The organism is Streptomyces sp. NPDC048612 (assembly GCF_043199295.1).
Classification (GTDB): Bacteria; Actinomycetota; Actinomycetes; order Streptomycetales; family Streptomycetaceae; genus Streptomyces.
Window position 1 is genome coordinate 16,300 of sequence record NZ_JBICVV010000008.1, and the last position, 12,981, is coordinate 29,280.

Sequence of the window (12,981 nt, forward strand, 5' to 3'; positions counted from 1 at the left end):
ACCGGAGCAGCAACTGCGTACTGCGGGGGTTGTGGTCTCCGGGCGGTACGCGGAGGAGGACGGACAGGGACACCCCTGACACGTACCGCCCGGAGGCCGGTGTCCGGGGTGGTCCCCGGACGGCTCGCTATGTACCGGTGAGGTGCTCGGGGCGCACCGGCGTCTTGTTGAGCTCCAGCCCGGTCGCGTTCCGGATCGCCGCGAGGACGGCCGGGGTGGACGACAGGGTGGGGGCCTCGCCGATGCCGCGCAGCCCGTACGGGGCGTGCTCGTCGGCGAGTTCGAGCACATCGACCGGGATGGTCGGGGTGTCGAGAATCGTGGGGATGAGGTAGTCCGTGAAGGAGGGGTTGCGCACCTTCGCGGTCTTGGGGTCGACGAGGATCTCCTCCATGACGGCCACGCCCAGGCCCTGGGTGGTACCGCCCTGGATCTGGCCGACGACGGACAGCGGGTTGAGCGCCTTGCCGACGTCCTGGGCGCAGGCCAGCTCGATGACCTTGACCAGGCCGAGTTCGGTGTCCACCTCGACGACCGCGCGGTGGGCGGCGAAGGAGTACTGGACATGGCCGTGGCCCTGGCCGGTGACCAGGTCGAAGGCCTCCGTCGGCCGGTGCCGCCATTCGGCCTCGATCTCGACCGCCTCACCCTGGAGGACATCCACCAGGTCGGCGAGGACCTCACCGCCGTCGGTGACGACCTTGCCGCCCTCCAGGAGGAGTTCGGCGGTGGCCCAGGCCGGGTGATACGTGCCCATCCTGCGGCGGCCGAGCTCCAGGACCTTCTCGCGGACGAGCTCGCAGGAGTGCTTGACCGCGCCGCCGGTGACGTACGTCTGACGGGAGGCCGATGTCGAACCGGCGCTGCCCACCTGGGTGTCGGCCGGGTGGATCGTCACCTGGGTGACACCGAGCTCGGTGCGGGCGATCTGTGCATGGACGGTGACACCGCCCTGGCCGACCTCCGCCATCGCGGTGTGGACGGTGGCGACCGGCTCGCCGCCGATGACCTCCATCCGCACCTTGGCGGTGGAGTAGTCGTCGAAGCCCTCGGAGAAGCCGACGTTCTTGATGCCGACCGCGTAGCCGACACCGCGGACGACGCCCTCGCCGTGGGTGGTGTTGGACAGGCCGCCGGGCAGCTGACGGACGTCGGCGCCCTCGCTGGACTCCCACTGCCGCTCCGGCGGCAGCGGGCGGGCCTTGACGCGGCGCAGGATCTCGGCGACCGGGGCCGGCGAGTCGACCGGCTGGCCGGTCGGCATGATCGTGCCCTGCTCCATGGCGTTGAGCTGACGCAGCTCGACCGGGTCCAGGCCCAGCTCGGCCGCCAGCTTGTCCATCTGCGCCTCGTAGGCGAAGCACGCCTGGACAGCACCGAAGCCGCGCATGGCGCCGCAGGGCGGGTTGTTGGTGTAGAGCGCGACGGCCTCGATGTCGACGTCGTCGATCACGTACGGCCCCACCGCCAGCGAGGCGGCGTTGCCGACCACGGCCGGGGACGCGGAGGCATAGGCGCCGCCGTCCAGCACGATCCGGCACTTCATGTGCGTGATCTTGCCGTCTCTGGTGGCGCCGTGCTCGTACCAGAGCTTCGCCGGGTGCCGGTGGACATGGCCGAAGAAGGACTCGAACCGGTTGTAGACGATCTTGACCGGCTTGTTCGTGCGCAGCGCCAGCAGGCAGGCGTGGATCTGCATCGACAGGTCCTCGCGGCCGCCGAACGCGCCGCCGACGCCGGAGAGCGTCATCCGGACCTTCTCCTCGGGCAGGCCGAGGACCGGGGCGATCTGGCGGAGGTCGGAGTGCAGCCACTGGGTGGCGATGTAGAGGTCCACCCCGCCGTCCTCGGCGGGCACCGCGAGGCCGGACTCCGGGCCGAGGAAGGCCTGGTCCTGCATGCCGAAGACATACTCGCCGGAGACGATGACATCGGCCCTCTCGGCGGCCGCGCCGGCATCGCCGCGGACGATCGGCTGACGGTGGACGATGTTGGGGTGTGCGACGTGCCCGGCGTGGTGGTCGTTGCGGCCCTCGTGGAGCAGTGGCGCGTCGGCCGCGGTCGCGGAGGCCTCGTCGGTGACGACGGGCAGTTCCCGGTACTCGATCCTGATCTTGGCGGCCGCGCGCCGCGCCGTCTCCGGGTGGTCGGCGGCGACCAGGGCCACCGGCTCGCCGTGGTGGCGGACCTTGCCGTGCGCGAGAACCGGGGTGTCCTGGATCTCCAGGCCGTAGTTCTTGATCGACGTGGGCAGGTCGTCGTAGGTCAGCACGGCGTAGACGCCGGACTGCGCGAGCGCCTCGGAGGTGTCGATGGAGACGATCTCGGCGTGCGCGACGGTGGAGCGGAGCGTGAAGCCCCACAGCATGTCCTCGTGCCACATGTCCGAGGAGTACGCGAACTCTCCGGTGACCTTCAGCGTCCCGTCGGGACGCAGGGTGGACTCGCCGATGCCGCCCTTGGTCTGCGAACCCTGGGTGATCTTGGTGGGGGTTCCGGTGGTTCCCATGGTCAGACCACCTCTTCCTGGCCCTGACGGGCGGCCGCGAGCCGTACCGCGTCGAGGATCTTCTCGTAGCCGGTGCAGCGGCAGAGGTTGCCGGAGAGCGCCTCGCGGATGTCCGCGTCGGTCGGCTGCGGGTTGTGCTCCAGCATCTCGTCGGCGGCGACCAGGAGGCCGGGCGTGCAGAAGCCGCACTGGACGGCGCCCGCGTCGATGAACGCCTGCTGGATCGGGGAGAGTTCACCGCCTTCACCGGTCTGCGAGTCGCCCTTGGCCTGCCACCGCTGGGCGTCCTGCAGGGAGGTGCCACAGGCGCCGGAGGGACAGCCCGCGCCGGGGTGGGCGTCCTCGCGGTGCTTGGCGTAATCGGCCAGGCCCTCGACCGTGACCACCTCACGGCCCTCGGCCTGCCCGGCGGCGACCAGACACGAGCACACCGGCACACCGTCGAGACGGACCGTGCAGGAACCGCATTCGCCCTGCTCACAGGCGTTCTTCGAGCCGGGCAGGCCCATCCGCTCCCGGAGGACGTACAGCAGGCTCTCGCCTTCCCAGACGTCGTCGGCCTCCTGGCGGCGGCCGTTGACGGTGAATGTCACGCGCACTGGGCGCTCCTCTCGTTGCCCCGGTAGGACTCCCAGGTCCAGCCGAGGGTGCGGCGCGCCATGATGCCGACCGCGTGCCGGCGGTAGGCGGCGCTGCCGCGCACATCGTCGATCGGGTTGCAGGCGCCGGCGGCGAGCTGCGCGAACTGCTTGGCGACGGACGGCGGAAGGGTGCTGCCGGACTCCCAGAAGCCGCCCTCGTCCAGCGCCGCGGTGAGGAAGTCCTCGGCCTCGCGGGCCCGTACGGGGGTGGGCGCGGCCGAGCCGATGCCGGTGCGCACCGTGCGGGTCTCGGGGTGCAGCGCGATACCGAAGGCGCAGACCGCGATGACCATGGCGTTGCGGGTGCCGACCTTGGAGAACTGCTGCGGCCCGTCGGCCTTCGGCAGATGCACCGAACGGATCAGCTCGTCCGGCTCCATGGCGTTGCGCTTGACGCCCACGTAGAAGTCGTCGACGGGGATCATCCGGCGGCCGCGTACCGACTCGACCTCGACCTCGCCGCCCGAGGCGAGCAGCGCGGGGTGCGCGTCACCGGCCGGGGAGGCGGTGCCGAGGTTGCCGCCGACGCCGCCGCGGTTGCGGATCTGCGGGGAGGCGACGGTGTGCGACGCCAGGGCCAGGCCCGGGAGTTCGGTCCGGAGGTTCTCCATGATCCGGGTGTAGGAAACGGAGGCGCCCAGGCGTACGGTCTTCTCGCCCACCTCCCACTCGTTCAGGTCACCGATGCGGTTCAGGTCGAGCAGGTACTCGGGGCGGCGGTGGTCGAAGTTGATCTCGACCATCACATCCGTGCCGCCCGCGATCGGCACAGCGGTAGGGTGCTCGGCCTTGGCGGCGAGCGCCTCCTCCCAGCTGGCGGGGCGAAGGAAGTCCATGGTTGGCCTCTTCTGCGAAATCGGTCATTCGTTACTCATGGTGAGGACGCTGCGCCCACATCGCCATGGAGCGGTTCATGTCTCGTTAACGGTTGAGCCTTAGTGAACGCGCCCCGGACCCACCCGGTGCAGTCACCGAAACCATGAAGCGGTTGGCTGGCCAGGGCACCCGTCTTGTAGATTCGAACGAAAGACGAGGATCTGAAACCTCGCGGCATTCCACCGGCAACACCAGACAGCAAAGAACGGCGGGCGAGGTCATGCGGCTCCGCGCACTCCTGGACACCCCATCCCTGGGCCTTCGGCTGCTCGGGGGCGAGGACGAGCTGGACCGCACCGTACGCGGCGTGATGACCACCGACCTGCGCGACCCCAGCCGCTACCTCTCCGGTGGCGAACTGGTGCTGACCGGCCTGGCCTGGCGCCGGGCGCCCGAGGACTCCGAGCGGTTCGTCCGCATCCTGGCCGCGGCCGGGGTCGCCGGACTCGCCGCGGGCGAGGCGGAACTGGGCTCGGTCCCGGAGGACCTGGTCACGGCCTGCGCGCAGCACCGGCTGCCGCTGTTCTCGGTCGTCGAGGACGTCTCGTTCGCCTCCATCACCGAGCATGTCGTCCGCCAGGTCTCCAGCGAACGGGCCGGTGACCTCGCGGCCGTGGTGGACCGTCACCGGCGGCTGATGACGTCGGGGCCCGCCGGCGGCGGCCCGGAGGTGGTCCTGGACCTGCTCGGCTCAGACCTGGATCTGCGGGCCTGGGTGCTCTCCCCCACCGGCCGGCAGATCGCCGGTTCGACGCTGGCGGGCGCCGGGCCCGAGCTGTCCGCCGAGGTGGCCGCCCGGCTCGCGGGCGAGCACCTGGCGGCCGCCCGCAGCGGCCGCCGCGGCCCGCACCGCGTCACGCTCGAAGGGGGCGGCACCTTCTCGCTGTTCCCGATCCGCCACGAGGGCCGTGACCTGCGGCAGACCCTGCTCAGCGACTGGCTGCTGGCCGTCGAGGCGGATGCCGGCGACTGGCCAGAGGAGCGCCTCGACCTGCTGCACGGGGTCACCCAGCTGATCGCCGTGGAACGCGACCGGCGCGACGCGGCCCGTACGGTCCGCCGCCGGCTCGCCCAGGAGGTGCTGGAGCTGGTCCAGACGGGTGCCCCGCCCGCCGAGATCGCGGCCCGGCTGCGGGTGGCGGCCCCCGTGCTGCTGCCCGGCCTGGGCACCGCGCCGCACTGGCAGATCGTGGTGGCCCGCGTCGAGTGGGCGGACGGCGACGTCCCCGGCGGCCCGGTGGCCCAGAGCCTGCTGGAGGAGGTGCTGGTCGATCCGGGCACGTTCGGTCCGGAGCCCTCCGACCGGATCGCCGTGGCCCACACCGGCGACGAGGCGGTGGCGCTGGTGCCGCTGCCCGTCCCGGACGAGCCCGGGGACTCCGCGGCGGCCGGTCTGCACGCCGATGAGCTGCTCGCCGTCGTCCGGCAGCCGCTCGGCCGCGGTCTGGCGGACGACGGGCGGCTGACGGTCGGCGTGAGCGCCTCGGTGCACTCGGCGGAGGGGCTGCGCGGCGCGCTGGAGGAGGCCCGGCACGCCCGCCGGGTCGCCGCCGCCCGTCCGGGCCGGGTCTGCGCCGCCGGGCACGAGGAGCTGGCCTCGCACGTCCTGCTGCTGCCGTTCGTGCCGGACGACGTCCGCCGGGCCTTCACCGCCCGGCTCCTGGACCCGCTGCGCGACTACGACCGCCGGCACCGCGCCGAGCTGATCCCCACGCTGGAGGCCTTCCTCGACTGCGACGGCTCCTGGACCCGCTGCGCCGGCCGCCTTCACCTGCACGTCAACACGCTCCGCTACCGGGTGGGCCGGATCGAGCAGCTCACCGGCCGGGACCTGTCCCGCCTGGAGGACAAGCTCGACTTCTTCCTCGCCCTGCGGATGAGCTGACGCGGCGGAAGCGACCCGGCCGGACCGGACTCCACCGTTCGGGGTAATCCGATCGGGCGGTACCCGATCCCGGCGGCCGGACGGCTGCCGTACGCGGCACCCCACGGCGCACCTGATCATCGCCGCGCCCCCGCCGGAAACGTGCACCCGGTGATTGTGAAAACATTCACCCGCCCCCTTGGCCGCACGACGGAATCCGTGCTGAGATGCGCGCACGGTCTGCAACTTCCAGCTCAATGGCGCGCTTGGGGAGGGCAATGTGGCGGATACCGCCATGTCAGGGGCGAGTCCCGTTGATCCGGTCAGTTCCGCGGAGCCGGTGCCGCTCGCGGTACCGGGACCCGCACCCGCACCGGAGGCACCGGCGAACGGCACGGTCGAGGGTGACAGTCCCCTCGACCGTGCCGTTTGGCGTCTGCGCTCCCGCGGCTGCTGGCACGACGCGGCCGCACTGCTGGAACCACACTCCGTCCGTCACGCCCCGTCCGCGCTGCGTCGCGCCGCGCTCCTGGTGGAGCGCTGCATGTTCACGGCCACCGGCTGGGCCGAGGCGGAGGACGCGCTGCGCAGCGCCGAGGCGCTGGCGGGCGACGACGACGAGCGGGGCGGCGCGGCCTGCGAACGCGGCCACCTCGCTTACGCCGCCACGGTCCTGGGCGTCCGTGACCGGGCCGACGAGGCGCGTTCGGCGCTGGGCCGGGCCGCCGCGCTGCTGGCGCCGGCCGCGCCCGGCCGCCCGCTGCTGGACTTCCGCCGCGGGCTGATGGCCGAGCATGTCGCCGACAGCCCGGACTCGGCGCGCGCCGCCTACCGCCGCGCGCACGCTGGTGCCACCGCACACGGTGACACCCTGCTGCTGTCCTTCACCTGGCGTCATCTGGCCGGGCTGGCCCTGCGCGACGGCGACGTGGCGGAGGCCCGGCACGGCTTCGCCGAGTCGCTGCGGATTCGCGAGGAGCTGGGCTTCCTCATCGGCACGGCACCGGCCCTCGCGGCACTGGCCGACGCCGCCCCGGACACCGACGCGCCCCGGCTGCGCGCCGAGGCCGCCCGGCTGTTCCGCCTCATGGGCGGCGTCCCCACCTGGCTCGCCGACCATCTCTCCACCGCCCTCCCGGCGACCTAGGGGCGCCCCCCTGGGCACCGCTCGCCCGCGACGGCCAATCACCCCGCGACCACGGGTGGTTGGCCGTCGCCCGTTCCCCCCGCCGTTCCCCGCCCCTGCGCCTTCCGGCCGCGGGATGCGGACCGCCGCCCCCTTTCCCGCCCCTCGCCACTTCCCCCTGCACTGCTTCCCTCCTCCCCGTCAACCCCCCTTCCTCAGCCATGCCCGCTCGCGCCGCGATTGGCCGGATCTGGACGGTCGGCGCGGCGGATCGGCCGGGGCGCGATGGTTGCCAACGGCCTCCGCGGTCGACGCGCCGGGGGAACCATGAGGTGGGACCATGGGCGGAAGCCGGGGGCCGCGGTGTTCCATCCCGCCCCACAGACCCCGAGAATGGCCGCAAGTCGCACTGTGAGGCGGCGGCAGGGACTTGGATGCTGGTCCGGGACCAGCTCAGCCCCCACCCACTGTTACAGCCTTGGCAGGAGGCCATAGATGACAGCAGGAGTGACGCATACGACCGCTGGAACCGACTGGGGCAAGGCAGATTTCGAGGCGATTTACAACTGCCCTGATCCCCGTCGGTACTTCACCACACTGCACCCCCTGGACTACCAGATTCCGCACCACGGCCAAGCGGTCTTCCGCGCCGTGGCCGAGACCCTCCAACGGCACCGGAGCGACCGCCCCCCACTGAACGTCGTCGACCTCTGCTGCTCGTACGGGGTCAACGCGGCGCTCCTCAATCACCAGCTGTCACTCTCGGACCTCTACGGCCGCTACGCCGCGCCCGGTCCGGGCATGCCGACCACCCGCCAACTCATCGACGAGGACCGCACGTTCTTCGCCAACCGGCGGCGCGCGGCGCCCTTCCGGATCAGCGGCATCGACTCGGCGGACCGCGCGGCCGGCTACGCGCAGTCGGTCGGTCTGCTCGACCACGGCTTCGCGGAGAACCTGGAACTCGACGAGCCGAGCCCGGAACTCCGGAAGGTCCTCGCGGGCACCGACCTGATCACCGTCACCGGCGGCGTCGGCTACATCACCGCGCGTACCTTCGGCCACCTCATCGACAACGTGTCCGCGCCGCCCTGGGTCGCCGCGTTCGTCCTGCGGACCGTGTCCTACCAGCCGGTCTCCGCGCTGCTGGCCCGGGCCGGCCTGGTGACGGAGAAGCTCACCACCCGCACGTTCCGGCAGCGCCGGTTCGCCGACGAGGGTGAGCGGCGGGCGAGCTTCGACGCGCTGGCGGGCCTCGGCCTGTCCACCGCGGGCAAGGAGTCCGACGGCTTCTACCACGCCGAGCTCTACCTCTCCCGTCCCGCCGCCGATGTCGCGGCGCTGCCCCTGGAGGAGCTGCTGCCCGACTGAGCCACCGGTCTCAGTGCGGGTGCCGGGCCGCCGAGACATGCTCGCGGGCGATCCGTTCGACCACCGCGTACTCCTGGGCCACCAGGGCGTCGAGCAGCGCGGTGTGCTCGGAGGCGTCGGCCAGCAGCTCGGCGGTGCGCAGCCGGGAGCCACCCGCCGGCCACTGGGTGCGGCGCAGCAGATCGCCGGCCACCTCGGTGAGCCGGCGGTTTCCGGTGAGCGCCATCAGGGCGACATGGAAGGCGTGGTCGGCCTCGGCGTAGGCGGCCCGGTCCCCGTGGGCCGCGGCCGCCACACCCGCGGCGGCGAGCGGGCGCAGCTCCTCCCAGCGCTCCGGGGGCAGCGCCCGCGCCAGCCGGATGATCGCGGGCACCTCCAGCATCCGCCGGACCTCGGCCAGCTCGGCGAGGTCGCGGGAGCTGCACTCGGCGACCCGGAAGCCGCGGTTGGGCACGACCTCGACGGCACCCTCGCAGGCGAGCTGCTGCATGGCCTCACGGACCGGGGTCGCGGAGACGCCGTAGCACTCGGCGAGCGCGGGCGCGGAGTAGACCTCGCCGGGGGTCAGCTCCCCGCCGGCCAGGGCACGGCGGAGCGCGGCCAGCACCTGGCCGCGGACGGAGTGCCGCCGGGGCGCGGCAGGGCCGGGCTGCGCGGGCACCCATGCCCGCGCGGCCGGCTCCTGTTCCGCTGTGCCCTGTTCCATGACGGCTCCTTCTGACGTATCCCAGCACCATAGGCGGCGCGGGCCACAGTACAAATCCGTGCACCGGTACCGGAACCTCGCCGGGCTGCCGGGACTGGCGCCGAGCGGGCGCGGGTAGAGAGTTCGGGTAAGGTAAGCCTTACCTGCTAACGATCGCGATTCGGTGGTCTCCCCATGACTTCTGCTCTCGCCGCCCCGGCCGCGACCCACCCCGTCGCCGAGTCCTACGCCCGGCTCACCGAGGTCTTTCCCGGTCTGCAGGTGACCACCTGGCACACCGCACCGCCCAGTGGCGACGGCTGGGTGTGCGCGGCCGGGCTGGCGGCCGGCGGCGAGGCCCTCGACGCCTTCCTCGCCTGGGACGACGCACAGATCGTCCGCGACCACGGCCGGTCCGCCCGGCCGGACGTGGTCGCGAGCTTCGCCCTGCACCGCTACGCCTGGCCCGCCTGTCTGCTGATCACCCTCCCCTGGTTCCTGCACCGCCGGGTCCCGCATCTGCCCGTCCAGGACGTCTCGGTCCGGCGCGAGCCCCTCCGGATGGCGGTACGCCTCAGCGCGTTCGCCTGCCTTCCGGACGATCCGGCGGCGGCGCTGCCCGGGGCCCGGGTCGTACCGGACGAGGAGGCGCTGCGCGCGGAGGTCCGGGCGGCGGTGGCCGCGCACCTCGGACCCGTCCTCGACGGATTCCGCACCCGGGTGCGGCGCGGGCCGCGGGCACTGTGGGGCATGGCGTCCGACGAGATCGTCGAGGGCCTCTGGTACGTGGCTCAGCTGCTGGGCGAGGAACCGCGGGCGAGGATCGCGCTGGAGCGGCTGCTGCCCGGCGCCACCGCGCCCTACGTGGGAGGCGCGGCATTCCGCGAGCTGACCGGACCCGGCGGCGAGGCGCTGCCCACCCGGGACCGCGCCAGCTGCTGCATGTACTACACGCTCCGCCCCGAGGACACCTGCGTCACCTGCCCGCGCACCCGCGACGAGGACCGCATCAGACGCCTGACCACCGCCACCTGACACCCCCTCAAACCGGCGCGACGCCGACACACCACTCCCACCGCAGGCACATGCAGCACGGGCAGAGCCGCGAGGCCAAGTTGAAAATGATTTCCATATCCATATGCTGTGCACTGCTGGTCACTCCGGTCACGCGCCCCAGGACCACCCCACGCCCGCCCACACCCCCGAATACCCGGAACCCCCACCCCACCCCCTCCCCCACGGACAAGGCATGCACGACCCACAACCCCAGACGCACGAGACCGGCACCTACACGATCCGCCCGGCCGAACCCCAGGACTGCGACGGCGCGCGCAGCGTCATGCTGGACACCTTCTACCGCGAGTTCGACTACGGATACGTGCCCGCCTGGCACGCCGACGTCATCGACATCCGGGGCACCTACCTGGACCACCCGCGGCACCAGCTGATCGTCGCCCTGTCGGACGGCGAGGTGGTGGCCACCACCGGACTGCTGTCCCGCGGACCGGCACACCCCCCGCATCCACGCCGGCTGGCCGAGCGCTACGCCTCCGCCGCGCAACTCGTCCGCGTCTACGTCCGGCCCGAGCACCGGCGGCACGGCCTGGCCCGCGCCATGGTGCGGAAGGCCTGCGCGTTCGCCGCCGCCACACCGGGCTACGACTGCGTCTACCTGCACACCAACGTCAACATCCCCGGCGCACAGGGCTTTTGGAACAGCATCGCCAAGGAGGTCTTCGACGCCAGAACCACCGGCGAACACGGGGCAGGCTTCGGCACCGTGCACTTCGAGATCCCACTCCCTCCCGGACCGGAGGGCGCGGACGACCGCACGGGCTGAGACGCTGCGGGCGCGGCGCCCGCCAGGGCAGTCACGATCGAACTCAACTTCCCTTTGACGGACGACAGTTCGACCCCAAGGCGCCTCCCCCGTACCCCTAGGCGTTCTCTTGCCCCGAAACCCCCTGGGCGGGGATCGGATTCCGCCAGGATGTCGCGGAAATCGCGTACCCGAGGCAAAGGGATTCCAGAATGAGAATGACCGACATATCGCTGGACTGGCTGGTTCCCGGTGCCGTGCTGCTCTTCGGTGTGCTTGCGGCCGTGGCGCTGGTGGTGCGCGGGAAGCGGGCGGCGGCCCGGTCCGTCGCGGAGGACTCCTGGGAGCGCAGCGAGGAGCGGCGGCGGCGCAAGGAGGCCGTCTTCGCCTCGGCCTCGTATCTGCTGCTGTTCTGCTGTGCGGCGGTCGCCGCCGCACTGTCCTTCCACGGGCTGGTCGGCTTCGGCGTGCAGAACCTCAACCTCTCCGGGGGCTGGGAGTATCTGGTGCCCTTCGGGCTCGACGGTGCGGCGATGTTCTGCTCCGTGCTCGCCGTACGGGAGGCCAGCCACGGTGACGCGGCACTGGGGTCGCGGATGCTGGTGTGGACGTTCGCGGGTGCCGCGGCGTGGTTCAACTGGGTGCATGCGCCGCGCGGCCTGGGCCACGCGGGTGCACCGCAGTTCTTCGCCGGGATGTCGCTGTCGGCGGCGGTCCTCTTCGACCGGGCGCTCAAGCAGACCCGCCGGGCGGCGCTGCGGGAGCAGGGTCTGGTGCCGCGGCCGCTGCCGCAGATCCGGATCGTCCGCTGGCTTCGCGCGCCCCGTGAGACCTTCGCCGCCTGGTCGCTGATGCTGCTGGAGGGCGTACGGACGCTGGACGAGGCGGTCGAGGAGGTCCGCGAGGACCGGCGCGAGAAGGAGCAGGCCCGTCTCCGGCGGCGTGAGCAGGGCAAGCTCGACCGGGCCCGCATCAAGGCCCTCAACCGGCAGCACCGCGCCTGGGGCGTCGGCCGGGGTGGCGGCCGGCAGCTGGCGGTGCCGCAGCCTGCGGCCGCGGCCGCGGAGGTGGCCGGGCCCGACCCCGCCATAGCCGGCGATCCTCAGCCGCTGCTCACCGGAGCGCTGCCGGCGCCCTCCCGCCCGGCTCTCAAGGCCGTGGCCGGCGCTGAGGCCGAGGGTGCCGGGGCCCCGGCCGGGGCTCCGCGGACCGTGGATCTCACCGCGGAGGACGACACCCAGACGATTCCCCGTCTGGACTCCCTGGAGGAGAAACTCGCCGAGATCGAGCGGCAGTTCGGCTGACCGGTAGCGGACCGCCTGGTGGCGGACCGCTTGGTGGCGGACCGCGCCGACCGACGCCCCCGCCCCCGCGTCAGGCCGGTCCGCCGCCCAGTTCGAACCACACGCTCTTGCCCAGGGTCTCGGTGCGTATCCCCCAGGCGTCGGCTAAGGAACGCACCAGCATCAGCCCCCTGCCGGAGGTCCCGTCGGTGGTCGGCGGCCGTGGCTCGGGCCGTCCGGGGACGAAGTCCCTGACCTCCACCCGCAACCGGTCGCTGACCCGGGCCGTGACGACGGCGCCGCCCTCGGCATGCACCAGGGCATTGGTGACCAGCTCGCTGGTGAGCAGCGTCGCGACCTCCGCGAGTTCGCCGACGCCCGGCGCCGTCCAGCGGCTCAGCAGCTGGCGCAGCTCCCTGCGCACCTCTCCGACCGCCTTCAGATCCGCGTGCCGTACCTTCCGCTCCAGCACCCCCGGCGCCCGCGCGGTGGTCTCCCCGTTCCGGCCCCCCTCGGCCGCTTCCTGCGTTCTCTTCCGTTCCTCGCGCCGCACAGGCTGACGCATTCTCTCCCCCGCCCCCAACGAACTCCGGCGCTCTGCCTCGAACAGCCTCACGGTCAGCATGCCCATCCGATCTGTCGCCATGCTTCGGGTGTGCCGCTTCTGTGCTCCCCGTCCCGCCGGTCCGTCACCCTCATGCCGGGTGAGCCGGGCGGGGCCGCGGTGGGTATGCCTGATCCGAGCCTGTCGCGAAGCCCGGCCCCGGCACCGGGTACGGAAGCACTCCTCCGGTTGCCGCCGGGAAC

At 72.6% G+C, this 12,981-nt stretch carries 11 protein-coding genes; 6 read left to right on the plus strand and 5 right to left on the minus strand.

Annotated elements, in window-relative coordinates:
• Positions 1–127 precede the first annotated feature (127 nt).
• Genes ACGFN2_RS14515 through ACGFN2_RS14525 form a run of 3 tightly spaced genes read right to left on the minus strand, consistent with a single transcriptional unit; the run spans position 128 to position 3,986 of the window.
• Positions 128–2,509, minus strand: a complete 2,382-nt coding sequence (locus ACGFN2_RS14515) for a xanthine dehydrogenase family protein molybdopterin-binding subunit (protein ID WP_393360254.1) — start codon at positions 2,507–2,509, stop codon at positions 128–130.
• A gap of 2 nt (positions 2,510–2,511) precedes the next feature.
• Positions 2,512–3,108: a (2Fe-2S)-binding protein gene (locus tag ACGFN2_RS14520; RefSeq protein ID WP_393360256.1), complete on the minus strand. Its 597-nt coding sequence runs from the start codon at positions 3,106–3,108 to the stop codon at positions 2,512–2,514.
• Positions 3,099–3,986, minus strand: coding sequence for a xanthine dehydrogenase family protein subunit M (locus tag ACGFN2_RS14525; protein ID WP_362612118.1), 888 nt, complete (start codon positions 3,984–3,986; stop codon positions 3,099–3,101). Before ACGFN2_RS14525 ends, ACGFN2_RS14520 begins: the two co-directional genes overlap by 10 nt.
• 260 nt (positions 3,987–4,246) lie before the next feature.
• Here ACGFN2_RS14525 and ACGFN2_RS14530 point away from each other — a divergent pair, with 260 nt between their 5' ends.
• The 3 genes from ACGFN2_RS14530 (at position 4,247) to ACGFN2_RS14540 (ending at position 8,387) form a co-directional block, all read left to right on the plus strand.
• Positions 4,247–5,911 carry a PucR family transcriptional regulator ligand-binding domain-containing protein gene (locus ACGFN2_RS14530; RefSeq protein ID WP_362612116.1) on the plus strand — a complete coding sequence of 555 codons (1,665 nt, stop codon included), beginning with the start codon at positions 4,247–4,249 and terminating at the stop codon, positions 5,909–5,911.
• 274 nt (positions 5,912–6,185) lie between these two features.
• Positions 6,186–7,037, plus strand: coding sequence for a hypothetical protein (locus tag ACGFN2_RS14535; RefSeq protein WP_393360258.1), 852 nt, complete (start codon positions 6,186–6,188; stop codon positions 7,035–7,037).
• 486 nt (positions 7,038–7,523) lie between these two features.
• Positions 7,524–8,387 (plus strand): hypothetical protein, encoded by an 864-nt coding sequence (locus tag ACGFN2_RS14540; protein ID WP_362612154.1) that lies wholly within the window; start codon positions 7,524–7,526, stop codon positions 8,385–8,387.
• A gap of 10 nt (positions 8,388–8,397) precedes the next feature.
• Here the strand turns inward: ACGFN2_RS14540 and ACGFN2_RS14545 are convergent, their stop codons facing one another.
• Positions 8,398–9,093 carry a GntR family transcriptional regulator gene (locus ACGFN2_RS14545; RefSeq protein WP_393360261.1) on the minus strand — a complete coding sequence of 232 codons (696 nt, stop codon included), beginning with the start codon at positions 9,091–9,093 and terminating at the stop codon, positions 8,398–8,400.
• Between the two features lie 174 nt (positions 9,094–9,267).
• On the opposite strand from ACGFN2_RS14545, the gene ACGFN2_RS14550 reads away from it, so the two are divergent.
• The 3 genes from ACGFN2_RS14550 to ACGFN2_RS14560 all read left to right on the plus strand — a co-directional run bounded on the left by ACGFN2_RS14550 (position 9,268) and on the right by ACGFN2_RS14560 (position 12,195).
• Entirely contained in the window at positions 9,268–10,107 is an 840-nt protein-coding gene (locus ACGFN2_RS14550) for a (2Fe-2S)-binding protein (RefSeq protein WP_393360263.1), read from the plus strand.
• Positions 10,108–10,321: 214 nt separating this feature from the next.
• The gene (locus ACGFN2_RS14555; RefSeq protein WP_393360265.1) at positions 10,322–10,912 is read left to right on the plus strand and encodes a GNAT family N-acetyltransferase; all 591 of its coding nucleotides are present in this window, start codon (positions 10,322–10,324) and stop codon (positions 10,910–10,912) included.
• Between the two features lie 191 nt (positions 10,913–11,103).
• Positions 11,104–12,195, plus strand: coding sequence for a DUF2637 domain-containing protein (locus ACGFN2_RS14560; RefSeq protein WP_362612104.1), 1,092 nt, complete (start codon positions 11,104–11,106; stop codon positions 12,193–12,195).
• Between the two features lie 70 nt (positions 12,196–12,265).
• On the opposite strand, the gene ACGFN2_RS14565 is transcribed toward ACGFN2_RS14560, so the two are convergent.
• The gene (locus ACGFN2_RS14565) at positions 12,266–12,739 is read right to left on the minus strand and encodes an ATP-binding protein (RefSeq protein ID WP_362612102.1); all 474 of its coding nucleotides are present in this window, start codon (positions 12,737–12,739) and stop codon (positions 12,266–12,268) included.
• Between the last annotated feature and the right edge of the window lie 242 nt (positions 12,740–12,981).

Excerpts from the sequence above, each read along its gene's own strand:
- ACGFN2_RS14515 (WP_393360254.1), bottom strand. The coding sequence starts at position 2,509 with ATGGGAACCACCGGAACCCCCACCAAGATCACCCAGGGTTCGCAGACC.
- ACGFN2_RS14525 (WP_362612118.1), bottom strand. The coding sequence starts at position 3,986 with ATGGACTTCCTTCGCCCCGCCAGCTGGGAGGAGGCGCTCGCCGCCAAG.
- ACGFN2_RS14530 (WP_362612116.1), top strand. The coding sequence starts at position 4,247 with ATGCGGCTCCGCGCACTCCTGGACACCCCATCCCTGGGCCTTCGGCTG.
- ACGFN2_RS14535 (WP_393360258.1), top strand. The coding sequence starts at position 6,186 with ATGTCAGGGGCGAGTCCCGTTGATCCGGTCAGTTCCGCGGAGCCGGTG.
- ACGFN2_RS14545 (WP_393360261.1), bottom strand. The coding sequence starts at position 9,093 with ATGGAACAGGGCACAGCGGAACAGGAGCCGGCCGCGCGGGCATGGGTG.
- ACGFN2_RS14550 (WP_393360263.1), top strand. The coding sequence starts at position 9,268 with ATGACTTCTGCTCTCGCCGCCCCGGCCGCGACCCACCCCGTCGCCGAG.
- ACGFN2_RS14555 (WP_393360265.1), top strand. The coding sequence starts at position 10,322 with ATGCACGACCCACAACCCCAGACGCACGAGACCGGCACCTACACGATC.
- ACGFN2_RS14560 (WP_362612104.1), top strand. The coding sequence starts at position 11,104 with ATGAGAATGACCGACATATCGCTGGACTGGCTGGTTCCCGGTGCCGTG.
- ACGFN2_RS14565 (WP_362612102.1), bottom strand. The coding sequence starts at position 12,739 with ATGCGTCAGCCTGTGCGGCGCGAGGAACGGAAGAGAACGCAGGAAGCG.